The 23,418-nt window shown below is 67.2% G+C and carries 20 protein-coding genes; 5 read left to right on the top strand and 15 right to left on the bottom strand.

Annotated features, from left to right (window positions below; all coding sequences use genetic code 11):
* Window positions 1–17: 17 nt before the first annotated feature.
* On the bottom strand, window positions 18–4,013 hold the full coding sequence (locus tag AC3WLC_RS09750) for a Pls/PosA family non-ribosomal peptide synthetase (protein WP_493683727.1): 3,996 nt from the start codon (window positions 4,011–4,013) through the stop codon (window positions 18–20).
* 293 nt (window positions 4,014–4,306) lie between these two features.
* Here AC3WLC_RS09750 and hmgA point away from each other — a divergent pair, with 293 nt between their 5' ends.
* Window positions 4,307–5,665, top strand: a complete 1,359-nt coding sequence (gene hmgA / locus AC3WLC_RS09745) for a homogentisate 1,2-dioxygenase (protein WP_493683726.1) — start codon at window positions 4,307–4,309, stop codon at window positions 5,663–5,665.
* A gap of 25 nt (window positions 5,666–5,690) precedes the next feature.
* Here the strand turns inward: hmgA and AC3WLC_RS09740 are convergent, their stop codons facing one another.
* The 5 genes from AC3WLC_RS09740 to AC3WLC_RS09720 form a co-directional block, all read right to left on the bottom strand.
* The gene (locus tag AC3WLC_RS09740) at window positions 5,691–6,392 is read right to left on the bottom strand and encodes an ABC transporter ATP-binding protein (RefSeq protein ID WP_493683724.1); all 702 of its coding nucleotides are present in this window, start codon (window positions 6,390–6,392) and stop codon (window positions 5,691–5,693) included.
* Complete coding sequence (locus AC3WLC_RS09735) at window positions 6,379–7,164, bottom strand: ABC transporter ATP-binding protein (RefSeq protein ID WP_493683723.1); 786 nt, start codon at window positions 7,162–7,164, stop codon at window positions 6,379–6,381. Before AC3WLC_RS09735 ends, AC3WLC_RS09740 begins: the two co-directional genes overlap by 14 nt.
* Window positions 7,164–8,117 carry a branched-chain amino acid ABC transporter permease gene (locus AC3WLC_RS09730; protein WP_493683722.1) on the bottom strand — a complete coding sequence of 318 codons (954 nt, stop codon included), beginning with the start codon at window positions 8,115–8,117 and terminating at the stop codon, window positions 7,164–7,166. The genes AC3WLC_RS09735 and AC3WLC_RS09730 overlap by 1 nt, the downstream gene beginning before the upstream one ends.
* A 2-nt stretch (window positions 8,118–8,119) precedes the next feature.
* A complete protein-coding gene (locus tag AC3WLC_RS09725) occupies window positions 8,120–8,992 on the bottom strand; it encodes a branched-chain amino acid ABC transporter permease (protein ID WP_493683721.1) in 873 nt (290 codons plus the stop codon).
* Between the two features lie 174 nt (window positions 8,993–9,166).
* The gene (locus AC3WLC_RS09720; RefSeq protein ID WP_493683720.1) at window positions 9,167–10,303 is read right to left on the bottom strand and encodes an ABC transporter substrate-binding protein; all 1,137 of its coding nucleotides are present in this window, start codon (window positions 10,301–10,303) and stop codon (window positions 9,167–9,169) included.
* A gap of 225 nt (window positions 10,304–10,528) precedes the next feature.
* Between AC3WLC_RS09720 and paaG the strand changes: the two genes are divergently transcribed.
* Genes paaG through AC3WLC_RS09700 form a run of 4 tightly spaced genes read left to right on the top strand, consistent with a single transcriptional unit; the run spans window position 10,529 to window position 13,708 of the window.
* On the top strand, window positions 10,529–11,314 hold the full coding sequence (gene paaG / locus AC3WLC_RS09715; RefSeq protein ID WP_493683719.1) for a 2-(1,2-epoxy-1,2-dihydrophenyl)acetyl-CoA isomerase PaaG: 786 nt from the start codon (window positions 10,529–10,531) through the stop codon (window positions 11,312–11,314).
* Window positions 11,311–11,757, top strand: a complete 447-nt coding sequence (gene paaI / locus AC3WLC_RS09710; protein WP_493683718.1) for a hydroxyphenylacetyl-CoA thioesterase PaaI — start codon at window positions 11,311–11,313, stop codon at window positions 11,755–11,757. The genes paaG and paaI overlap by 4 nt, the downstream gene beginning before the upstream one ends.
* 37 nt (window positions 11,758–11,794) lie before the next feature.
* A complete protein-coding gene (gene paaK / locus AC3WLC_RS09705; RefSeq protein ID WP_493683717.1) occupies window positions 11,795–13,105 on the top strand; it encodes a phenylacetate--CoA ligase PaaK in 1,311 nt (436 codons plus the stop codon).
* 6 nt (window positions 13,106–13,111) lie between these two features.
* Window positions 13,112–13,708 carry a TetR/AcrR family transcriptional regulator gene (locus tag AC3WLC_RS09700; RefSeq protein ID WP_152013271.1) on the top strand — a complete coding sequence of 199 codons (597 nt, stop codon included), beginning with the start codon at window positions 13,112–13,114 and terminating at the stop codon, window positions 13,706–13,708.
* A gap of 6 nt (window positions 13,709–13,714) precedes the next feature.
* On the opposite strand, the gene paaZ is transcribed toward AC3WLC_RS09700, so the two are convergent.
* From paaZ to AC3WLC_RS09655, 9 genes are all read right to left on the bottom strand, one after another.
* A complete protein-coding gene (gene paaZ / locus AC3WLC_RS09695; RefSeq protein ID WP_493683716.1) occupies window positions 13,715–15,775 on the bottom strand; it encodes a phenylacetic acid degradation bifunctional protein PaaZ in 2,061 nt (686 codons plus the stop codon).
* A gap of 63 nt (window positions 15,776–15,838) precedes the next feature.
* A complete protein-coding gene (locus AC3WLC_RS09690) occupies window positions 15,839–16,603 on the bottom strand; it encodes a Phenylacetic acid catabolic protein (protein WP_493683715.1) in 765 nt (254 codons plus the stop codon).
* Window positions 16,593–17,666, bottom strand: a complete 1,074-nt coding sequence (paaE, locus tag AC3WLC_RS09685; RefSeq protein ID WP_493683714.1) for a 1,2-phenylacetyl-CoA epoxidase subunit PaaE — start codon at window positions 17,664–17,666, stop codon at window positions 16,593–16,595. Before paaE ends, AC3WLC_RS09690 begins: the two co-directional genes overlap by 11 nt.
* Window positions 17,666–18,169 (bottom strand): 1,2-phenylacetyl-CoA epoxidase subunit PaaD, encoded by a 504-nt coding sequence (paaD, locus tag AC3WLC_RS09680; protein WP_493683713.1) that lies wholly within the window; start codon window positions 18,167–18,169, stop codon window positions 17,666–17,668. The genes paaE and paaD overlap by 1 nt, the downstream gene beginning before the upstream one ends.
* A gap of 10 nt (window positions 18,170–18,179) precedes the next feature.
* On the bottom strand, window positions 18,180–18,959 hold the full coding sequence (gene paaC / locus AC3WLC_RS09675; RefSeq protein ID WP_493683712.1) for a 1,2-phenylacetyl-CoA epoxidase subunit PaaC: 780 nt from the start codon (window positions 18,957–18,959) through the stop codon (window positions 18,180–18,182).
* Window positions 18,959–19,243 (bottom strand): 1,2-phenylacetyl-CoA epoxidase subunit PaaB, encoded by a 285-nt coding sequence (paaB, locus tag AC3WLC_RS09670; protein ID WP_038360406.1) that lies wholly within the window; start codon window positions 19,241–19,243, stop codon window positions 18,959–18,961. Before paaB ends, paaC begins: the two co-directional genes overlap by 1 nt.
* Window positions 19,244–19,267: 24 nt before the next feature.
* The gene (paaA, locus tag AC3WLC_RS09665) at window positions 19,268–20,272 is read right to left on the bottom strand and encodes a 1,2-phenylacetyl-CoA epoxidase subunit PaaA (protein ID WP_493683711.1); all 1,005 of its coding nucleotides are present in this window, start codon (window positions 20,270–20,272) and stop codon (window positions 19,268–19,270) included.
* Between the two features lie 28 nt (window positions 20,273–20,300).
* Window positions 20,301–21,506, bottom strand: a complete 1,206-nt coding sequence (gene pcaF / locus AC3WLC_RS09660) for a 3-oxoadipyl-CoA thiolase (RefSeq protein ID WP_493683710.1) — start codon at window positions 21,504–21,506, stop codon at window positions 20,301–20,303.
* A 200-nt stretch (window positions 21,507–21,706) separates the two neighbouring features.
* Window positions 21,707–23,254, bottom strand: coding sequence for a carboxylesterase/lipase family protein (locus tag AC3WLC_RS09655; RefSeq protein ID WP_493683709.1), 1,548 nt, complete (start codon window positions 23,252–23,254; stop codon window positions 21,707–21,709).
* Between the last annotated feature and the right edge of the window lie 164 nt (window positions 23,255–23,418).

Genomic DNA, 23,418 nt, shown 5'->3' with positions numbered 1-23,418 from the left:
CGTTGGGCGACGTCGCATCAGGCCGGCGCGGCCGGCGCGCCGGCCCATTCGGTCCTTGCCGGGATCGCCTCGCCCTTCATGACGATGGTGAGCAGGCCGAGCCGAGCGTGGTCGCCGACATCGGTGTCGTAGAGCACCGTGGTCAACCCGCCCAGTGCGCAGCCCTTGCCGATCTCGATGCGGCCGACCTTCATCACCCGGTCCTCGAAGAGATGGGTCTGGAGATTGGCGGTCGCGTTGATCGCGGCATAGTCGCCGATGCTGACGCAATCGAACTCGGTGATATCGGTCGAGTCGAGATAGACGCCCTGGCCGATCTTCACGCCGAAGAGGCGCATCGCCCAGGGCAGCATCGGCGTGCCGCGCAGCGCATTGAGCAGGATCGCGCCGGCCGTGCCCCAGTAAAGCGTCGTCATCGCCTCGGTGCGCAGCGCCCACCAGGACCAGAGGCCGCGATTGCCGGGCCGGTAGACGCCCATCAGCAGCCATTTCACCAGCAGCACGGCCGTCGCCAAGGCGATCGAGGTTCCGATGGCGCAGGCGATGAAGACCGGGGCGAACTCGCCCCAGCTCTGGGCGCGCTCGAGGGCGGGGAAGAGGAAGAGCTCGGCCGTGATGGTGCCGAAGGTGATGAACATCATCGTCGGCATCGAGGCGCTGAACAGTTCGAAGACGGCGCGCAGGACGCGGCGCCAGAGCGGCGGCCGGAAGGTCTTGGCGATGTCGGCATCGTCGAAGCGCTGGCGTGAGGGCAGCAGGATCGGCGGGCTGCCGAAGCGGGTCTCGCCGGGCTGCATCGCGACATCGCTGGGCGGCTTCGACTTGATGCCAAGCAGCGAGCCTGATGGCAGGAAGGCGCCGGGCGGCACGACCGCATCATTGCCGATGAAGACCTGATCGCCGGTGCGCACGGGCTTGGCGGTCATCCAGCCGCGGCGGACATCCTCGTCGCCGAGCACGACCTCGTCGGCGACGAAGCAGCGATCGCCGATCTCGATCATGTCGTAGCGGCCGGCGAAATTGGTGGCGATCTCGGTGTCCTTGCCGATCTTCGCACCCATCATGCGGTACCAGAGCCGCATGTAGATGGTGGAGAACAGCGAGGACAGGCTCTGGAGCATCACCTCCGAGGCGAGGCCGACGGTCCATTTGCGCAGGCCGTAGCCGGAGGCGATGGCGTGCGTGCCCTCGATCGAGCGCGGCTGCACCAGCCAGCGGATCGCGGTGACGAACAGCACGGTGCCGAGCATCAGCACCATCGCGGTCGGCCAGGCGATGACCGGCAGGACCCAGCGATAATCGATGCCGACCAATTGCTGCAGCGGCCCGTCGAACCGGTCGAGGATGACGAAGGCCGGGAAGATCGGCAGCAGCGCCAGCGCCGGCATCAGCACCAGCATGGCGGCGAAGAAGACGCCCTGCAGGGCCCTGACCGGCATCGAAAGCTTGGGCGCGGGCTGCGGCCAGGCGGCGGGGTCGACCGCGCCGATACGGCGGCCGGGCGAGCCGTCCCAATGCTCGAAGGCGCCGATGCGGCTGCCCGCGGCGAGCGCTGTCAGGTCGGCGAGTTCGGCACCTTCGCCGATCACCGTGTCGTGGCCGATGGCGCAGGAAGTGCCGATATAGGCGTCCTTGCCGATCGTGATCCTGCCGATCACCAGCTCGTTGCCGACCACCTCGGCATTGGCGAGGCTGAGCTTGCCGCCGAGCGTGACGTCGTCGCCGATCTCGACGAGGTCGATCGCACCGGCCTCGAAGCCGCTGACGAAGACGCCCTTGCCGACCTTGGCGCCGAGCAGGCGCATGGCAATGCTCGCCAGCGGCGTGCCCTGCATCAGGCTGAGATGGATCATCGCGGTGAACTGGCGGGCAAGCCACCAGCGGAAGAAATAGACGCCCCAGAGCGGATAACGGCCCGGCGTCGTGCGCCAGAGCACCAGGCGCTTGCCGACGATGCCGGCGAGCATCACCGTGAGCACAACGAGGGCGTAGATGCCCATCATCATCAGGACTTCGCGTAGCTCGATCACCCCGTCCGAGGTGATCAGCTCGTAGATCACGTAGATCGTCAGCCAGGGGCCGGTCAGCGCCAGCAGCAGCAGCGGCATGCAGGCGAGCTGGGCGAGCCCGCAGAGCAGGCGGCGCGATAGCGGCGGCGGCTCGAAGGAAAGATCGCGCGCCGGCTTGCCCGCATTTGCCTGCCTGCGCTCGTCGAGCCGGGCGGCGATCGCGCGCAGCGTGCGCAGGCTGTAGACGTCCTCCAGCGTGATGCTCGGCAGGTCGGGATTGGCGCGCACGCCGGCGAGGAAGGTCGCGGCCAGCAGCGAATGGCCACCGAGATCGGCGAAGAAATCGGCCTCGAACCCGACCGACTGGCCCGGGAAGAGCGGCTTGGCGGCGGCGAGCAGGGCGGCCTCCGTCGCGCTCTGCGGTTCCTCCTGCTCCTCGGCGGAAGCTACCAGCGTCAGCGGTGCCGCCTTCAGCGTCTTGCGGTCGGCCTTGCCCGAGGTCAGGCGCGGCAGGCTCGCCATCTCCTCGAAATGCGAGGGCACCATATAGGGCGGCAGGGTCTCCTTCAGCGCGGCGCGCACGCTGGCGCGGTCGAAGGCGGCGCCAGCGTCCGGCACCACGAAGGCGACGAGCCTGTCGATACCGTCGTCGCGGCGCAGCACCACGGTCGCCTGCGCAATGCCGGGCAGGTCGCAGAGCCTCGCCTCGATCTCGCCGAGCTCGAGCCGGAAGCCGCGCAATTTGACCTGGTCGTCGATGCGGCCGTGGAAGAGGATCTTGCCCTTCTCGGAGATGCTGACCGCGTCGCCCGAGCGGTAGAGCACCGGGTCGGCACCGTCTCCGCCGAAGGGGTTGGCGATGAATTTCTCGGCGGTGAGCTCGGGGCGGCCGAGATAGCCGGCGGCGACACCGGGGCCGCCGATCAGGAGTTCGCCCTCGGTACCGGGGCCGACGATCCGCATCTCCTCGTCGACGACGTAGCAGGTGTAGTTCGGGATCGGCACGCCGATGGTCACCGCCTCGTCCGGCGTGACCTCGTCGACGGTGGCGACGACGGTGGCCTCTGTCGGCCCGTAGGAGTTGAAGACCTTACGGCCCGGGCGGCACCAGCGCTGGCGGACGGCGGGCGGGCAGGCCTCGCCGCCGAGGATGATGATGCGCAGGCTCGGAATGTCCTGCGGCATCATAGCGAGCAACGTCGGCACGGTGTCGAGCACGGTGATGCCGGCTTCCGCCATCAAAGCGGGCAAGCGCTCGACCTCGCCCAGCACCTGCGCCGAGGCGACCCAGAGCGTCGCGCCGACGAGATAGGGGACGAAGATCTCCTCCAGCGAGAGATCGAAGGCGACCGAAGCGCCCTGGAAGGAGACGTCGTCCGCCGCCATGCCGTAGACGTGGTTCGACGAGCGCAGATAGTGGCAGATGTTGCTGTGGGCGATGACGATGCCCTTGGGCTTGCCGGTCGAGCCCGAGGTGTAGATCGCATAGGCCGGGCTCGCCGGCGTCACGCCGTCGGCGCGCGGCTCGACCGGCGGAGCGTCGTCGCCGCCGGCAATCAGATCGCGGCAGCTCACGGCGTCGGCAGGCAGTTCCCGATCGAGCTTCGCGCGGCTGGCGTCGTCGATGACGATGATCTTCGCCGCACAATCGGCAAGGCATTCGCCGATGCGCTCGGGCGGCGCGTCGGCATCGAAGGGGATATAGGCCGCGCCAGCCTTGAGGATGCCGAGCAGCGCGACGTGCAGGTCGAGCGAGCGCGACATCCACAGGCCGACGAAATCGCCAGCCGTGACGCCGCGCGCCCGCAGCGCCCGCGCCACCTTGTCGGCCCTTGCGTCGAGCTCGGCGTAAGTGACGCGTTCGGCGCCGAAGATGATGGCGATGTGGTCGGGCGTACGCTGGGCGGAGGCCTCGAAGATCTCGCCGAGCAGCTCGTCACGCAGGAGCGACGGCTCCACGGCACCCACGAGTTTCCCGGCACCGCGCCCGACGATGGCGTGCATGATCCGCTTCCCCCAAAGCCAAATGCCGCAAGGACGAGCGGCCCATGCGAGACCGGGATTTGTTAGCGGCGAGAGATGTAGATTGCGTTAGGAGGTTGCGACGGGTTGTCCCTCTGTCCGGCCTCGCAGCTCGCCGGGTCCGAACGTCGCGCCCGTTATGCGAGCCGCGGCGGCGGACGAAAACAAGTGTCGTCGACGCTTGTTAGTCCCGCGGAAATTGGTTACAAACGCAACTATATCATGACCGCTGCCAATGCTGCGGCGGGAGGGAAGAGCCGTTCGGGAGCAGGATCATGAACGTTCGGAACACGACTGCCGCGCAAGCGCAGGACGGCGCAGCCAGGAGCGCGATCGCGGCCGGCTACATGTCCGGCTTCGGCAACGGCTTCGAGACCGAGGCCCTGCCGGGCGCGCTGCCGCTGGGTCGCAACTCGCCGCAGCAATGCGCCTACGGGCTCTATGCCGAGCAGCTCTCCGGCTCGCCCTTCACCGCGCCGCGCACCACCAATGAACGCTCCTGGCTCTACCGCATCCGGCCGACAGTCGCCCATTGGAACACGTTCCGGAAGGTCGATACCCGGCTCTGGCGCACAGCGCCGGCCCGCGAGGTCGACATGCCGATCGCGCCGCTGCGCTGGAGCCCGATCCCGATCCCGTCGGAGCCGCTCTCCTTCATCGAGGGCGTCCACAGCATCACCACGGCCGGCGACGCCGGCAGCCAGGGCGGCATGGGCGCGCATGTCTACCTGATCACGCGCTCGATGGCGGACGAGTATTTCTATAATGCGGACGGCGAGATGCTGTTCGTGCCGCAGCAGGGCAGCCTCAGGCTCTGGACCGAGTTCGGCATCATCGACATCGAGCCGGGCGAGATCGCGGTCATCCCGCGCGGCGTCAAGATCCGGGTCGAGCTCACGGACGGTCCGGCCCGCGGCTACATCTGCGAGAACTATGGCGGCGCCTTCACCTTGCCGGAGCGCGGGCCGATCGGCGCCAATTGCCTCGCCAATCCCCGCGACTTCCTGACACCGGTCGCGGCCTATGAGGACCGCGACGCGCCCTCGAAGATGTATGTCAAATGGGGCGGCAATCTCTGGGCCGCCGATATCGAGCATTCGCCGCTCGACGTCGTCGCCTGGCACGGCAATTACGCGCCCTATAAATACGATCTCAGGCGCTTCTCGCCGGTCGGCCCGATCCTCTACGACCATGCCGACCCGTCGATCTTCACCGTGCTGACCTCGCCCTCGGAGACGCCCGGCACGGCGAATATCGACTTCGTCATCTTCTCCGACCGCTGGCTGGTGGCCGAGAACACCTTCCGCCCGCCCTGGTACCATATGAACGTGATGAGCGAGTTCATGGGGCTGGTCTACGGCGTCTACGACGCCAAGACCGGCGGCGGCTTCGTGCCGGGCGGCATCTCCCTGCACAACACGATGCTGCCGCATGGCCCGGACCTCGACGCCTTCGAAAAGGCCAGCACCGTCGACTTGAAGCCGCACAAGCTCGAAGGCACGCTCGCCTTCATGTTCGAGACGCGCTTTGCGCAGCAGGTCACCGCCTTCGCCGCGCAGAGCGAGGCGCTGCAGCAGGACTATGGCGGCTACGGTCACAAGCTGACCAAGCATTTCGACCCGAACAAGCCCTGAGGTCGGGGCGCATTCGCGCGGCGTCTCAGATGCCGAGATAGGCCTCGCGGATGCGCGGGTCGGCGATCAGCTCCTCGGCCGTGCCGCTGAAGCCGATGCGGCCGGTCTCCATGACATAGCCGCGGTCGGCGATCCTTAGCGCTGCGTAGGCGTTCTGCTCGACCAGCAGAACGGTGACCCCAAGCGATTTCAGGTTTTTCACGACCTCGAAAATCTGCGCGACGAGGATCGGCGCCAACCCCATGCTGGGCTCGTCGAGCAGCAAGCAGGCGGGCCGGGCCATCAGGGCACGGCCGATCGCCAGCATCTGCTGCTGGCCGCCGGAGAGTCCGCCGGCCGGCAGGTTGCGCTTCTCCTTCAGGATCGGGAACATCGCGAAGGCATCAGCCATGTCGCGCTCAACGCGCTCGTCGGCGAAGAGATAGGCGCCGAGCCGAAGGTTCTCCTCCACCGTCAGATTGGTGAAGATCAATCGGCCTTCCGGCGATTGCGAGAGGCCTAAGGCCACGCGACGATGGGCCGGGATCGCCTTCAGCGCCTCGCCGCGGAAGATGATCGCGCCGCCGCTCGCCGGCTGGACGCCGGAGATGCAGCGCAGCAGCGTGGTCTTGCCGGCGCCATTGGCGCCGACGACGGTGACGATCTCGCCCGAACCGACCTCGAGGTCGACCCCGTGCAGGACCTCGATCCGGCCATAGCGCGAGCGCAGCCCCTCAACCGAGAGCATGGCCCGCCTCCGTCGCTTGCGTACCGAGATAGGCCTCGATCACCTTGGGATCGCGCGAGACGACAGCCGGCGCGCCCTCGGCGATCTTCTCGCCGCGATCGAGCACGACGATGTGCTTGGAGATGCGCATCACCATCTTCATGTCGTGCTCGACCAGAAGGATGGCGACGCCGGACTTGGCGACCTCGGCGATCAGATGGTCGATCTCCTCGGTCTCGACCGCGTTGCAGCCGGCCGCCGGCTCGTCGAGCAGGAGGATGCGCGGCTCCAGCGCCAGCGCCCGGGCGATCTCGAGACGCTTCAGCGCGCCATAGGAGAGCGAGGACGCCTCCCGTTCGGCAGCGCGTCCCAAGCCAACGCGCTCAAGAAGCTCGCTCGCGCGGGCTTTGGCCGCAGCACTGCGCCGGCGCGAGGACGGCAGGCCGAGGAGATCGCCGAGAATCGGTCCGCGCTCCCTGAGATGGCAGCCGGTCATGGCGTTCTCCAGCACGCTCATGCGCTGGAAGATCTGCAGGTTCTGGAAGGTGCGCGACAGGCCGCGCTCGGCCAGCCGGTTCGGCGCCAGGCCGGTGACGTCCTGGCCATCCAGCGCGATCCGGCCGCGCTGGGGCTGGTAGACGCCGGAGATCATGTTGAACAGCGTGGTCTTGCCGGCACCATTCGGGCCGATCACCGAGACGATCTCGCCCGGCGAGACCGAGAAGCCGACATCGTCGACGGCGCGCAGGCCGCCAAAATCGATGCCGAGACCTTCGACCGAAAGGAGCGCCATCAGCCCCTCCCCTTCAGGCGACGCATCAGCGAGGGCAGGAGCCCCTCGCGCATGAAGATCATCACCAGCATCATGATCAGGCCGAGGATGAGGTTCTCGTATTGCTGCAGCACGGTGAGCGCCTGCGGCAGCAAGGTCAGCGTCGCCGCGCCGAGGATAGCGCCCGGCACCGAGCCGACGCCGCCGAACACCGTCATCGTCACCAGCTCGATCGAGTGCAGGAAGCCGGCGACATCGGGGGTGATGAAGCGGTTCATCAGCGCCAGCAGCGAGCCGGAGAGCGAGGCGTAGACGGCCGAGATCACGAAGGCCGAGAGCTTCAGCTTGGCGACGTCGACGCCGACGGTACGAGCCGCAACCTCGGAATCGTGCAGAGCGCGCAGCGCTCTCCCCGAAGGGCTGTCATGTAGGTTGAGCGCGATCCAGGCGCCGGCGAGCATGGAAAGGCCGGTGAAGGCGTACCAGAACTGGGCGTTGCTCAAGCCGATGCCGATGCCGGCGAGCGCGCTGCGCAGGCCAAGCTCGGCGACCTCGCGCCCGTCCGGCCCGCCGGTGATCCTGGCCTCATTGGCGAGCACCATCGAGACGAGAATGCCGAAGCCGAGCGTGGCAACGGCGAGGTAATAGCCCTTGAGCCGCAGGATCGGCCGGCCGATCAGCCAGGCGACACCACCCGACAGCACCGCGCCGAGCAGCATGGCGAGGCCAGGATGCAGGCCAATATAGCCGGGCGCCAGCGCGCAGGCATAGGCGCCGATCCCGGCGAAGCCGGCATGGCCCAGGCTGATCTGGCCGGCGAAGCCGATCAGGACGACAAGGCCGGTGACGGCGAGCCCGTTGACGAAGATCAGCGCGCCGATGCGGTAGTAGAAATTCGAGGGGAAGAAGGCCGGCGCCAGTGCGACCAGCACCGCGAGTACAATCAGCGTGAGATGCTTGCGGGACAGGCGCATTGTCAGACCCGGTCCATCGCCTTGCGACCGAGCAGGCCCTGCGGCCGCACGAACAGGATCGCGAGGATCAGCACGAAGGCGACAGCGTCCTTGTAGACGGACGAGACATAGCCGGCCGTGAGCGCTTCGATCAGCCCGAGCAGCAACCCTCCTACCAACGCACCGCCTGGAACGCCCATGCCGCCGAGCATGGCGGCGGCGAAGCCCTTCAGCGCCATCGCGACGCCGAGATCGTAGCTGGTCAGGGTGATCGGCGTGACGAGCACGCCGGCGAGCGCGCCGATCGCGGCCGAGACGGCGAAGCTCAGCGTCATCATGTGGTTGGGGTTGATGCCGACCAGGCTCGCCGCGATGCGGTTGTTGGCAGTGGCGAGCACAGCCTTGCCGGTCAGCGTGCGGGCGAAGAACAGCCAGAGCGCAAGGAAGATCGCGACTGCCCCGACGATGACCCAGAGGCCCTGCGGCAGCATCGTTGCGCCGAAGATCCTGAGCGGATCGTCGCCGGAGAAGCTCGGGAAGCGATGGAGCTGCTTGTCGAAGACGAGCTGGGCGCTGCCGCGCAGGAAGATCGAGGCGCCGATCGTGATGATGATCAGGCTGGCGACGGGGGCGCCGCGCGCCGGCTCGATCGCCAGCTTGTTGAGCAGCACGCCGACCACTGCGGCGGCGAGAATGGCGAGCAGCGCCGCCAGCGGCAGCGGGATGCCAGCCTGCCAGGCGAAGAAGGTGATCATCCCGCCGAGCATGACGAACTCGCCCTGGGCAAAGTTCACCACGTCGGAGGCGTTGTAGATCAGGGTGAAGCCGAGCGCGACGAGCGCATAGACCGCCCCGACCGTCACGCCCGACAACAGGTATTGGAGAAGTTCCGCCACTCTATGCTCCCCGTGGCTCGATCACCGTTCCAGCCCGTCATGCTCGCCCTTGTGGCGAGCATCCACGTCTTGAACACCGCCTTGCCCGAGGGAAGACGTGGATGGTCGGGACAAGCCCGACCATGACGGAAAGGGCGTCGCTCAGCGACCGCAGACGCGCCCCATTCCGGCGCCTTACTGCACCAGCGCCCAGTTGCCGCCCTTGATCTCGAGCATGCGGAACGCCGTGAGGTCGAGGCCGAGGTGATCGCCCGCCGCCATGTTGAAGGTGCCGGTCACGCCGACGAAGCCCTTCGTGCCCTCGAGCGCATCACGGATCGCCTTCGGCTCGGCCTTGCCGGCGCGCTTGATCGCATCGACCAGCAGCCGCAGGCCGTCATGCGCATAGCCGCCGAAGGTCGAGGCGGGCTGGTTGAACTTCCCCTGATAGGCGGTCGTGTAAGCGGAGACGACCGCCTTCTGCGGGTCGTTCGCCGGCAGGAGGTTGGCGACGAGGACGGCGGTTCCGGGCAGACGCACGCCTTCGGAGGCCGGACCGGCGAGGTCGATGAAGCTCTTCGAAGCGACGCCATGTGACTGGTAGAGCGGCGTCTTGATGCCGAGCTGGCCGTAATTGCGGGTGACGATCGCAGGGCCCTGGCCGAAACCGGGATTGAGGATCGCCTGCACCTCGCCCTTGGAGCGGATATTGGTCAGCTGCGGGGTCATGTCGGCGTCGTTCGGGCCGTAGGTCTCCTCGGCCAGCACGGTGATGCCGAACTCGCCGATGACCTGCAGGCACTGCTTGCGCATCGAGGCGCCGAAGCCGTCGGAGCCTGAGATCAGGGCGATCTTGCTGAAGCCCTTGGCCTTCATGTCCTCGAAGATCTTGCGGCAGGCCATCTTGTCGGTATGCGGCGTCTTGAAGACGAAGGGCTTGACCGGATCGATGATCTCGATCGCGCCCGCCAGCGAGATGAACGGGATCTTGGCGTTCTCGACGACCGAGATGATCGACATGGTGGTGCCGGTGGTCGAGCCGCCGACGATGGCGACGACCTCGTCGTCCTCGACCAGGCGAGTGGCGAAGGTGCGCGCCTTGTTCGGATCGCCGCCATCGTCATAGAGGAAGAGCTTGATCTTCTGGCCGAGCACACCGCCGGCGGCGTTGATCTCGTCGACCAGCAATTTGAGGGTCTTGGCCTCGGGATCGCCGAGCGAGGAGGCCGGGCCGGTCTCGGAGACCGAGGCGCCGATCTTGATGTCGGCAAAGGCCGGGCCGGCCAGGCCGAGCGTCAGCGCGAGCGCGCCGCCGATAACTCCGAACTTCATTGTTTCCTCCACGTTCCCATTTTTGTGCCGAGGCACTTTTTGGTTCGTCGCCGCGCAGCTGAAGATCAGAGCACGGTCGCCGTCGTTCCCTTGAGCGTGAGGCTCTCCCGGATCGCGCGGGTCGCCATCGCCTTGTTGGATTAATAATTGACCGACCGTTCGGACTATGCAAGGAGTTTTTTGAAGCGACGGCCCAAGGCCGCGACTTGAATGGGAGGAAGGCTCGTGTCCGACACGGTCAAGATAGAGCTCGCCGACGGCCTGCTGCGGCTGACGCTCAATCGTCCCGACAAGCTGAATTCCTTCAACGACGAGATGCATCTGGCGCTGCGCGCCGGCTTCCAGCGCGCGCATGGCGAGAGCGACATTCGCGCCGTCCTGCTGACGGGTGCCGGCCGCGGCTTCTGCGCCGGCCAGGACCTGGGCGATCGCGACCCGCGCAAGGAGACGGCGCCGGATCTCGGCCGCACGATCGAGACTTTCTACAATCCCCTCATCCGGCTGATCCGCAGCCTCGACAAGCCTGTCGTCTGCGCCGTCAACGGCGTCGCGGCCGGTGCCGGCGCCAATATCGCCATAGCCTGCGACATCGTGCTGGCGGCCCGCTCGGCGAAGTTCATCCAGGCCTTCTCGAAGATCGGCCTCGTGCCCGATTCCGGCGGCACCTGGAGCGTCGCGCAAATGCTCGGCGAAGCCCGCGCCAAGGCGCTGGCCCTGCTGGCGGAACCGTTGACGGCGGAGACCGCCGCCGCCTGGGGCCTGATCTGGCGCGCCGTCGACGATGCCGAGCTGATGAGCGAGGCCGAAGCGCTCGGCAAGAAGCTCGCCGCCGGCCCGACCTTCGGGCTTGGCCTGATCAAGCAGGCGATCCAGGCCTCGGCCGGCAACACGCTCGACCAGCAGCTCGATCTCGAGCGCGACCTGCAGCGCCGCGCCGGCCGCAGCGCCGACTATGCCGAAGGCGTCCTCGCCTTCCTCGACAAGCGCCAGCCGAAGTTCAGCGGACGATGAGCCTCGACTTTTCCGATCCGGTCGCCGTCGCCCGCGCCTCGGCCGCGGCGATGTGGGACAAGGACCTCGCGTCGCGCAGCCTCGGCATGAGCCTCGATGCGGTCGGCCCTGGCGAGGCGACACTGTCGCTGACCGTGACGGCGGCGATGACCAACGGCCACAAGACCTGCCATGGCGGCTACATCTTCACCTTGGCGGATTCGGCCTTCGCCTTCGCCTGCAACAGCTACAACCAGAACACCGTCGCGCAGCATTGCTCGGTGACGTTCCTGCGCCCGGCCTTCGAGGGCGATCGCCTCACTGCGAGCGCGCGCGAGGTCTCGCGCATCGGCCGCGGCGGCATCTACGACATCAAGGTGACGAACCAGAACGGCGAGCATGTCGCGGAATTCCGCGGCCACTCCCGCACCGTCAAAGGTACGCCGATACCCGCGCCGGGCTGAACGTTCCGGCCGAAACAAGACAAAGCGGAGGACACCCATGGAAGACCTTTCGCCCCGCGCGGGCGATCTCGACCCCATCGAAACGGCCTCCCGCGACGAGATCTCGGCGCTACAGCTCAAGCGGCTGAAGACGACGCTCGACCACGCCTATCGCAACTCGCCGCACTATCGCGCGCAGTTCGACAAGGCCGGCGTCCATCCCGACGATCTCAGGACGCTCTCCGACCTCTCGAAATTCCCGTTCACGGTGAAGAAGGACCTGCGCGACACCTATCCGTTCGGGATGTTCGCGGTGCCGCAGGAAAAAATCGCCCGCATCCACGCCTCCTCCGGCACCACCGGCAAACCGACCGTCGTCGGCTATACCCAGAACGACATCGAGATGTGGGCGACCTGCGTCGCCCGCTCGATCCGGGCGGCCGGCGGCCGGGCTGGCGACATTTGCCATGTCGCCTATGGTTACGGCCTGTTCACCGGCGGGCTCGGTGCCCATTACGGCGCCGAGAAGCTCGGTTGCACGGTGATCCCGATCTCCGGCGGCATGACCGAGCGCCAAGTCTGCCTGATCCAGGACTTCAAGCCGCGCATCATCATGGTGACGCCGTCCTACATGCTGTCGATCCTCGACGAGTTCCGGCGCCAGGGCCTCGATCCGCGCGAGTCCTCGCTGACTGTGGGCATCTTCGGCGCCGAACCCTGGACCAATGCGATGCGCGAGGAGATCCAGCAGGATTTCGACATGCACGCCGTCGACATCTACGGCCTGTCGGAAGTGATCGGCCCGGGCGTCGCCAGCGAATGCGTCGAGACCAAGGACGGGCTCCATGTCTGGGAGGACCATTTCTACCCGGAGATCATCGATCCGGAGACCGGCGCTGTCCTGCCCGACGGCGAGCTCGGCGAACTGGTCTTCACCTCGCTGACCAAGGAGGCGCTGCCGATCATCCGCTATCGCACCCGCGACCTGACGCGGCTGCTGCCCGGCACGGCGCGGGCGATGCGCCGGATCGAGAAGATCACCGGCCGCTCCGACGACATGATGATCCTACGCGGCGTCAACATTTTCCCGACGCAGATCGAGGAACAGCTGCTGAAATGCGGCGGCCTCGCCCCGCATTTCCAGATCGAACTCGTGCGCGCCGGCCGCATGGACGACATGGTCGTGCATGTCGAGGCGATGCCGCACGCAGCCACTGTGGATGCGCGCACCGCCTCGGCCAAGGAACTTGCGCACCACATCAAAAGCGTGGTGGGGGTGAGCACCAAGATAAAGGTCGGCGACCCCGATTCGGTCGAGCGTTCGGCCGGCAAAGCCAGGCGCGTCGTCGACAACAGGCCGAAAGGATAACAGGCGATGGCCCGGACCAGGGCTGCGGATTTCGACGAGAAGCGGCGCAGCATCCTCGACAGCGCCGCGGCCGTCTTCGCCAAGCTCGGCATGGAGCGCGCCTCGATGGCGCAGATCGCCCAGGAGAACAATGTCTCCAAGGCGCTGCTCTACCATTACTATCCGAGCAAGGACCTGCTGATCTTCGATATCGGCCGCACCCATCTTGTCGAGCTGGAGGCGGCGATCATCGAGGCCGACCGGCCCGATCTCGAGCCGCGGGCGCGCTTGCGCCATCTGATCGGCGGCGTGCTGGAGAACTACCGCACGGCGTCGAACTTCCACCAGGTCCTGCTCAACGGCACCGGCTCGCTCACCGAAGCCCAGCGGCTGGAGCTGCGGGAAATGGAGCGCCGTATCGTCAAGGCGTTCTCGGACGTGCTCGTCGACATCAATCCGGCGCTGGCGGACAACCGCGCCGGGGTGACGCCGGTCACCATGTCGCTCTTCGGCATCCTCAACTGGGTCTACACTTGGTTCCGGCCAAGCGGAGCGCTCAGCCGGGAAGGCTATGCCGACATGGTCACCGCGCTGTTCCTCGACGGCGCCAGCGCAATGAAGTAGCGGCGCTCAAGCCGGCCAGGTCTTCGCCACCATGGTCAGCACGTCGTATTGCGCGACGAGCTGGGCGTCCTGGTTTGTCACCGTGCAGTCCCAGCGCACCTCGCCATAATCCTCGGTCTCGCGCGGATTGATCTGCTTGCAGGTCAGCGTCACCTGCAAGCTGTCGCCCGGATTGACCGGCGTCAGGAAGCGCAACGCGTCGACGCCGTAATTGGCGAGCACCGGGCCCGGCGCCGGATCGACGAACAGGCCCGCCGCGAACGACACGATCAGATAGCCATGCGCGACGCGCCCGTCGAAGAACGGGTTCGCCTTGGCCGCCTCCTCGTCCATATGGGCGTAGAAGGTGTCGCCGGTGAAATGGGCGAAGTGCTCGATGTCCTCCAGCGTCACCGTGCGCGAGGCCGTGACGAGCTGATCGCCGATCTCCAGCTCGGCCAGCGACTTGCGGAAGGGATGGATGCCGTCCTGCCGCGTCTTGGCACCCTGCATCCAGCGTCCGGTGACCTCCGACAATAACCAGGGCGCGCCCTGGACGGCGGTGCGCTGCATGTAGTGCTTGACCGAGCGCATGCCACCGAGCTCCTCGCCGCCGCCGGCGCGGCCCGGGCCGCCATGGACCAGCACCGGAAGCGGCGAGCCATGGCCGGTCGAGGACTTGGCGCTGACGCGGTTGCCTAGCATGACGCGGCCATGCCAGGGCCCGAGCGCCTCTACGGCCTCGCGCGCAAAGGCGGCGTCGTTGGTGAAGACCGAGGCGACGAGGCTGCCCTTGCCGCGCCGCGCCAGTTCCGGAGCCTCCTCGGCAGTCTCATAGGGGATGATCGTGCTGACCGGGCCGAAGGCCTCGACATCATGCACGGCCTTGGCGGAACCGGGCTTGTCGCAATAAAGCAGCACGGGGCTCAAGAAGGCGCCGGCCTGCGCATCACCCGACATCAGATTGGCTTGAGCTGGATCGCCGGCGACGATCTCGGCATCCCCTTGCAGTTCGGCGATGCGGGCGCGCACCTCGTCGCGCTGGGCAAGGCTGGCGAGCGGGCCCATGCGGGTTGCCTCCTCGCCGGGATTGCCCAGCGCAGTCTTGGCGAGACGCTCGCCGAGCGCCTTGATCAGCGGCTCGACCGTGGCGCGCGGCGCGATCACGCGGCGGATCGCCGTGCACTTCTGCCCGGCCTTCACCGTCATCTCGCGGGTGACTTCCTTGACGAAGAGATCGAACTCCTCGGTTCCCGCGACGGCGTCGGGGCCGAGGATGGCGGCGTTGAGCGAATCCGCCTCCATGGTGAAGCGCACGGAGTTCTCGACGATCGCCGGATGAGTCTTGAGCTTGCGGCCGGTGGCGGCCGAGCCGGTGAAGGTCACGACGTCCTGGCAGTCGACATGATCGAGCAGGTCGCCGACCGAGCCGCTGATCAATTGCAGCGCACCCTTCGGCAGGATGCCGGTCGCGATGATCCTGCGCACCATCAGTTCGGTCAGATAGGCGGTCTGGCTCGCCGGCTTGACGATCGACGGCATGCCGGCGAGCAGCGTCGGCGCCAGCTTCTCCAGCATGCCCCAGCACGGGAAGTTGAAGGCGTTGATATGGATCGCGACGCCTTCCAGCGGCGTCAGGATGTGCTGGCCGGAGAAGCTGTTGTCGCGCGAGAGCGCCTCGACGTCGCCGTCGACGAGGGTGCGCGTATTCGGCAGTTCGCGCCGGCCCTTCGAGGCATAGGACAGCAAGGTGCCGACGCCGCCCTCGATGTCGATCCAGCTATCAGTGCGCGTCGCGCCGGTCGCGGTCGAGAGGGCGTAGAACTCCTCCTTCGCCTCCATCAGCGCTTGGCCGAGCGCCTTCAGCATCAAAGCGCGCTCGTGGAAGCTGAGCTTGCGCAGCGCCGGCCCGCCCGCCTCGCGGCCATGATTCAGCGCACGCTTCATGTCGAGGCCGCTGGCGTCGATCAGCGCGACTTCCGCCCCTGTCGCCGCGTCCAGCAGCGGCACGGCCTTGCCGGCGCCGCGGACCCAGTCTCCGGCAATGTAGGATTCGAGCTGGCGGACGGTCTTCACTGGCGCGTTCATCCCTGGAGATCCCTTGTCGATCGCGATGTGCGGCTTGTCGCCGTCGTCAGTTGGATATGCGGCTCAGGCGATGCCGATGCCGCGCATCAGCTCGTCCACCTGCCGCTCCCAGGCGGCGGCGAGCTCGGCATTGCCGGTGTGGCGCAGGCCGAATTTCTTCTGCGTCGCAAAATGCGCCGAGCTGCCGCGGCCGAAGCTCGCCGCGACGCGCGGGCGCCAATAGGCGAGCGCGGCGGCGACCGGCGGCCGATTGCCGGCGTCGTCCAAAAGCTTCCGCAAGCCTTCCTCGCCAAGCTCCTTGTGCCGACGCTCGCGCGGCAGGATGGCGCGGAAGATCTCGCCGAGCGGCTGGTAGGAAAGCCCGGTGAATTCCTCGATCTGGATCACCACGGCCTGGCCCATCAGCACGTTCATCACGACCGCGTCGAGCCAGCCCTGCAGCGGATAGTGCAGCACGGCGAGCCGCATGTCGGAACCGTGACGGGCGGCGCCGAGATCGCTGTCGCGCGCCACGCGCTCGGCCCAGGGATGGTGGTTGGCATAGCGCGAGATGTCGGCGCCGAACTCGCCCATCACGGCGAGCACGCGCTCGGCATGGTCGAGCTTCTCCAGCACGATCCGGGAGGCGGCGATGCGCTCCTTGATGCCCGGCCCCTGGTTGATGATGTCGGCGAAGCCAGCGGCGCCTGCCAGCTCGCTGTCGACGAAGGTCGCCATCAGCCTGAGCAATTCGCCGCGATAGCGCGGTGGGGCATTCTCAGGCGTGGTCAGCTTGCCGCCCTGCGCGAGATAGGCTTCGAGCGGCATGGTGTCGGTGTCACTGGTCATAGGTCACCACCACCCGGTCGGAGAGCGGATAGCACTGGCAGCTCAGCACATAGCCCTGGCGGACCTCGTAGTCCTCGAGGGCATGGTTGGTCGCCATCTCGACCTCCCCTTCCACCACCATGGCGCGGCAGGTCGAGCAGACGCCGGCCTTACAGGCATAGGGGGCGTCTAGGCTGGCGCCGAGCGCAGCCTCCAGAATGGTCTGGCCGGTCTTGGCCATCTCGATCACCCGCGTCGTGCCGTCGAGGGTGATCGTCGCGGTGCAGGTCGCGGCCTTGCCGGTGTCGGCGGCGCTCCTGACGACATGCTTGCCGCGGCGCGGCGCCGAGGCGAAGAGCTCGAACTTGATCTGGTCGTCGCGCAGGCCGTGCTCGCGCAGCGCCGCCGCAATCGCCAGCATCATCGGCTCGGGCCCGCAGATGAAGGCCATGTCGATGGCGGCGATGTTGATCCAGCCCTTGAACAGCCGGGCGCATTTCTCGGCGTCGATGCGGCCGGAGAAGAGCTCGACCTCCTGCGCCTCGCTCTCCAGCACATGGACGACGTTGAAGCGGCCGAGATGGGTGTTCTTGATGTCCTCCAGCTCCTCGCGAAACATGATCGAGCTGACCGAGCGGTTGCCGTAGACCAGCGTGAAGCGCGATCCCGGCTCGCGCGCCAAGGTCGTCTTGATCAGCGAGAGCACCGGGGTGATGCCGCTGCCGCCGGCAAAGCCGAGATAATGCCGCTTCTCCTCCGGCTTCAGCGGCACATGGAAGGCGCCCATCGGCGGCATCGCCTCGACCACGTCGCCGGGCTTCAGCTCTTCGTTCGCCCAGGTCGAGAAGGCGCCGCCATCGACGCGCTTGATGCCGACCTTGAGGATGCCCTCGTCCTTGCCGGCGCAGATCGAATAGGAGCGGCGCAGTTCCTCGCCCTCGAAATCACGGCGGAAGGTCAGGTACTGGCCCTGCGTGAAGTCGAAGGCGGCGCGGTCCTCGGGCCGCGGCGCGAGCGTGACGACCACCGCATCGCGCGTCTCGCGGCGGATATCGGCGACCTCCAGCGGAAAGAAGCGTGCCATCAGATGCTCTTGAAGTAGTCGAAGGGTTCGAGGCAGTCGGTGCAGCGGAAATGTGCCTTGCACGGCGTCGAGCCGAACTGGCTGATGCGCTCCGTCCGCAACGAGCCGCAGCGCGGGCAGCTGACTTCGAGCGGTCGCAAAGCACCGGCGCAGGCGGCGGTGCCTTCGACCGGCGGGGCGATGCCGTAGTCGCGCAATTTGGCGCGGCCCTCGGCGCTGATCCAGGCTGTCGTCCAGGCCGGCGACAATTGCCGCTTGAGCGAGATATTCTCGATGCCGTGCTCGCGCAGGCCGCGCTCGATCTCGAAATTGATGACGCCGGTCGCCGGGCAGCCGGAATAGGTCGGCGTCACCGTCACCTCCAGCAGGTCGCCAGCCCAGGCGACGTCGCGGATGATGCCGAGATCGACCAGCGAGATCACCGGGATCTCGGGATCGGGAATCTCGCCGAGCCAGGACCAGATCTCGTCGATCGCAGGGCGCGACAGGGTGGCGGCATCCATCATCGCCTCCTCACCAGCGGGCGCCGGGATAGGCGCGCTGCAGGAACTGCATCTCCGCCAGGATGAAGCCGAGATGCTCGGAATGGACTCCGCGGCGGCCGCCCTTCTGAGCGAAGCTCTTCTCCGGGGCCTTCAGCGTCGCCTCGGCCAGGGTCCGGCCGACATGCTCCTGCCAGGCAGCCTTCAGCGATCCGGGCTCCGGCGCGAGACCATCCGCCGCCACTTCCTCGTCGAGCGCATCGGCGAGGAACATCTCGCCGGTATAGGGCCAGAGAAAGTCCACAGCCGCCTGCATGCGGGCATGGCTTTCCGCCGTGCCGTCGCCGAGGCGGACCACCAGATCGGCGCTGCGCTCCAGATGATAGGCGACCTCCTTCGAGGCCTTTTCGGCGATCTCGGCGATCCGCTTGTCAGTGGAGCCCATCAGCGCCTTGAGCAGCGGCAGATGCCAGGCGTCGAACAGGTATTGCCGCATCAGCGTGCGCCCGAAATCGCCGTTCGGCTGCTCGACCAGGAGGAGATTGCGGTAGCCGGAGACGTCGCGCAGGAAGGCGAGATTGTCGGGCGTGCGGCCCTTGCCCTCGGCCTCGCAGGCGAGCCCGAGCCAGAGCTGCGTCTGGCCGATCAGGTCGAGCGCGGTGTTGGCGAGCGCAATGTCCTCTTCCAGCGCCGGGGAATGGCCGCACCATTCCGAATTGCGATGGCCGAGGATCAGGCAGTTGTCGCCCATGCGCAGCGCAAACTCGGCAACCGCCGAAGAAACCGCAGAGGAAGAGGCCGGGGCGCCCATCACATATGTCCCACTTCGTCCGGCACGTCGAAGAAGGTTGGATGCCGGTAGACCTTGGCGTTGGCCGGGTCGAAAAGCGGGCCCTTGTCGGACGGCGCGCTGGCGACGATGTCGGCCGAGCGCACCACCCAGATGCTCACGCCCTCGTTGCGGCGCGTATAGACGTCGCGGGCATTGAGGATCGCCATCTCGGCGTCGGGTGCGTGCAGGCTGCCGACATGCCGGTGGTTGAGGCCATGCTGGCCGCGGATGAAGACCTCCCAGAGGGGCCATTCGCTCGACATCGTTCGCTCCCTTCGGTCGGTGCGTTACTCGGCGGCGATGCGCGAGGCCTGGCGCCGCGCCGCCTGCTTGCTGGCATGGGCGGTGAGCCCGTCGCGGAACCAGGCGCCGTCGTTCCAGGCCTTGCGCCGCGCTTCCAGCCGCTCGCGATTGCACGGGCCCTCGCCGGCGATCACCGCGAAGAACTCGGTCCAGTCCGGCTCGCCGAAATCATGGCCACCCTTCTCCTTGTTCCACTTCAGCGCGGGGTCGGGGACGGTGAGGCCGAGATAGTTGGCCTGCGGCACGGTCTGGTCGACGAATTTCTGGCGCAGCTCGTCGTTCGAGTTCTGCTTGATCTTCCAGGCCATCGACTGGGCCGAGTGGACGGAGGCATCGTCCGAGGGGCCGAACATCATCAGCGAGGGCCACCACCAGCGATCGAGCGCATCCTGCGCCATCGCCTTCTGCTCCGGCGTGCCCTTGCTGAGCACGGTCATGATGTCGAAGCCCTGGCGCTGGTGGAAGCTCTCTTCCTTGCAGATGCGCACCATCGCCCGGGCGTAAGGCCCATAGGAGCAGCGCTGCAGCGGCACCTGGTTCATGATCGCCGCGCCGTCGACCAGCCAGCCGATCGCGCCGATGTCGGCCCAGCTCAGCGTCGGGTAGTTGAAGATCGAGGAGTACTTGGCCTTGCCGGAATGGAGCTGCTCGTACATCTGGTCGCGGCTGATGCCGAGCGTCTCCGCCGCGCAATAGAGATAGAGGCCGTGGCCGGCCTCGTCCTGGACCTTGGCGAGCAGGATCGCCTTGCGCTCCAGGGTCGGGGCGCGGCTAATCCAGTTGCCCTCCGGGAGCTGGCCGACGATCTCGGAATGGGCGTGCTGGCTGATCTGGCGGATCAGGGTCTTGCGATAATCCTCCGGCATCCACTCCTTCGGCTCGATCTTCTGGCCGGCATCGATGCGCTCCTGGAAGGCGCGCTCCTGCGGCTCCATCTCGTCGAGACTGCGGACGCGCTTGGTGTCCGTCTTCACCATCTGGGCATACATCGGCCTGCCTCCTGTTCCGGTTCGCGCGTCAGACGCGCTCGAGGATCACTGCAATTCCCTGCCCCACCCCGACGCACATCGTGCACAGGGCGTAACGCCCGCCGCTGCGCTGGAGTTGCCACATCGCCGTCGTCGCCAGCCGGGCGCCGCTCGCGCCGAGCGGATGGCCGAGCGCGATCGCGCCGCCATTCGGGTTCACCTGCGGGGCGTCGTCCGGCAGGCCGAGCTCACGCAGCACTGCGAGCCCCTGCGCCGCGAACGCCTCGTTCAGCTCGATCACGTCCATCTGGCCGAGCTCCAGCCCGGCGCGCTGCAGCACCTTGCGCACAGCCGGCACCGGGCCGATGCCCATGATGCGCGGTGCGACGCCGGCCGCCGCCATGGCGACGACGCGGGCTCGCGGCGTCAGGCCGTTCGCCTTCGCCGCCTTCTCGCTCGCCACGATCAACCCCGCCGAGCCGTCATTGACGCCAGAGGCATTGCCGGCGGTCACGCTGAGATCGGGGCCGTTGACGCCTTTCAGCTTGGCCAGCTGATCGAGCGTCACGTCGGAACGCGGATGCTCGTCGCGGTCGACGATGACGGGATCGCCCCTCTTCTGCAGCACGGAGACCGGCGCCATCTCATCAGCGAAGCGGCCGGCGGCCTGGGCCGCGGCCCAGCGCTGCTGGCTGCGCAACGCGAAGGCATCCTGGTCGGCACGCGAGACGCCGAAATCGGCGGCGACATTGTCGGCCGTCTCGGGCATGGAATCGATGCCGAAGGCCTTCTTCAGCTTCGGGTTGACGAAGCGCCAGCCGATCGTGGTGTCGTAGACCGCATTCGCGCGGGAGAAAGCGCTGTCAGCCTTCGGCATGACGAAAGGCGCGCGCGACATGCTCTCGACGCCGCCGGCGAGCATCAGGTCGCAGTCACCGGCGCGGATCGAGCGGGCGGAGAGCCCGAGCGCATCGAGCCCCGAGCCGCAGAGCCGGTTGACGGTGGTGCCGGGCACGTCGACCGGCAATCCGGACAACAGCACCGCCATGCGCGCGACATTGCGATTGTCTTCGCCGGCCTGGTTGGCGCAGCCGAAGATGACATCGTCGACCTGAGCCCAGTCAACAGAGGGGTTGCGCTGCATCAGCGCCGCAAGGGGGATCGCCGCGAGATCGTCGGCACGGACGCTTGAAAGCGCCCCGCCATAGCGGCCGACGGGCGTGCGAACCGCATCGCAGATGAAAGCGTCCGCCAAGGTGCCTCTCCCGAAATCCGTCGTTTCGTTTTTATCAACCGACCGGTCGGTCATTTAATTGCACGAATTCGAGTGGAGATCAACAGGGCGTGACGGACTGTCTCGATCGGCCCGGCGTGACCGTAAATACCTATCTGAAAACATAAGCGGGCCCCGAAGGGCCCGCTCCCGATGACAATGCAGGTTGAACGGAAAGCGTCCTAGCGTTCCCAGACTTCGCAGGAATGGCGCTTGGCGAAGGCCGTATCGGCTTCGATCCTGTCGCCCTCGGGATGCAGGACCATGGTCTCCACCTTCGGCCAGTCGGCCGATGGCGCGCTGCTCTTCGAGAAGCGGGCGACATAATCCAGCATCCGGTCCGACAGGGCCCTCTGCGCCGGCGTCCAGGCCGGGGCGTCGGCCTGCTGCTCGTTCGGGTAGCCGCGCTGGAATACGTAAGGGATGTCCGAATTGTGGAACGGTCCGTCGACGGGCTCGTCGACATGGAAGATCGTCGTCGGTGCCTTCGGATCGGCGAACTCGTAGGAGAAGACCGGGGTCGCGCCCGCGACGGCCTTGATCCAGTGCCGGACCTCGCAGCCCCAGCGATCGCTGGCCAGCGCGATGTCGGTGCGGGTCGGGGAGCCATAAGTCGCAGCATTGTAGATTTCGGCGAGCCGCGCCCCATTCGGCCGCGAGGCGATGGTCTTCGCCACGGCGTCGGTGGTGAGAGACGGCTGGCCGCTGGCCCGGCGGGCCTGCAGGAAGAAGCCCTGCTCCTGGCTGGTGAAGCCGACGAGCACCGGCACCTTCTGGTATTCGCCGCGGCCGAACAGTTTCATCGGCGTGTCGGGGATGGTCTTTCCGTCGACGACCATCTGCCAGCCGGCTGCCCGCGTCGCCGCGCCGCCGCCGGCCTCGAAGACCTCTTCGGTGGATTTGCCGCGCATGCAGGCGAGGACATCTGCGGCCGCACCGCATCCGGCCTTCTCGACCATCCGCGCCGTCGGCCCCTTCTTCTGCTCCTCCTCCGCCGTGAGCGAAGAATGGAGCGGGCCGACCGGCAGGCTCATGGCGACCGCTCGGTGGAACAGCCCGGCACTCTCCGGCGAGACCATATGCGCCGCCACCGAATAGGCGCCGGCCGACTGCCCGATGATCGTGACGTGATCAGGATCGCCACCGAACGCCCTGGCGTTCGCCTTGACCCAGCGCAAGGCGGCCTGCTGGTCCATTAGCCAGAAATTGCTGCCCGACTGCGCAAAAGAGGCCAGGCCGAAGGCGCCGAGCCGGTAGTTGACGCCGATCACGACATGATCAGCCTTCTGCGCGAAGACCGAGCCGTCGATGTCCTGCGAGGCGCCGGCGACGGAAGCCCCACCATGGAACCAGACCAGCACGGGACGGGGCGCCGCTGCGGCAGCCGCCGGGCGGTAGAGGTTGAGATAGAGGCAGTCCTCGTCGCGATAGAGCTGGACCGGCTTCACCCAGCCGTTCTGGACGCATTTGCTCGCATAGGCCGTCGCAGGGCGCGTGCCCGACCAGGACTTTACCGGCGCGGGCTTGGCCCAGCGCAGCTCGCCGACAGGCGGCGCTGCGAAGGGCACGCCGAGGAACTGCTCGACGCCGCCCTTGGTGACGCCTTCCAGCGTCCCGCCCTCGACGGAAACCGTCGGCCCTGCCTGCGCCGCGGAGAGACCGAGGCCCAGGCCGCAGGCTGCGGCCATGGCAAGGGTCTTCGCAGTCCGGCCGAGAATGTCGCGCTTCATGGCGTCGCCTCCTGTTCTCGCGCCATCCATGCAGCGTGGCGCCCTGGCGACACAAAGCTCGCCGGGCCTGAGACCTCCGGCAATCCCGATAAACCCTATGTATTCATAAGAGCGGCCTATGAATGCTGACGCTCGACATCACTGCTGCAGCCAGAGCCGGCCAG

This window comes from Allobosea sp. GW821-FHT03A12 (assembly GCF_058986765.1).
Note: the sequence above shows the minus strand (reverse complement) of the source record. Positions and strands in the feature narration are given on the sequence as shown.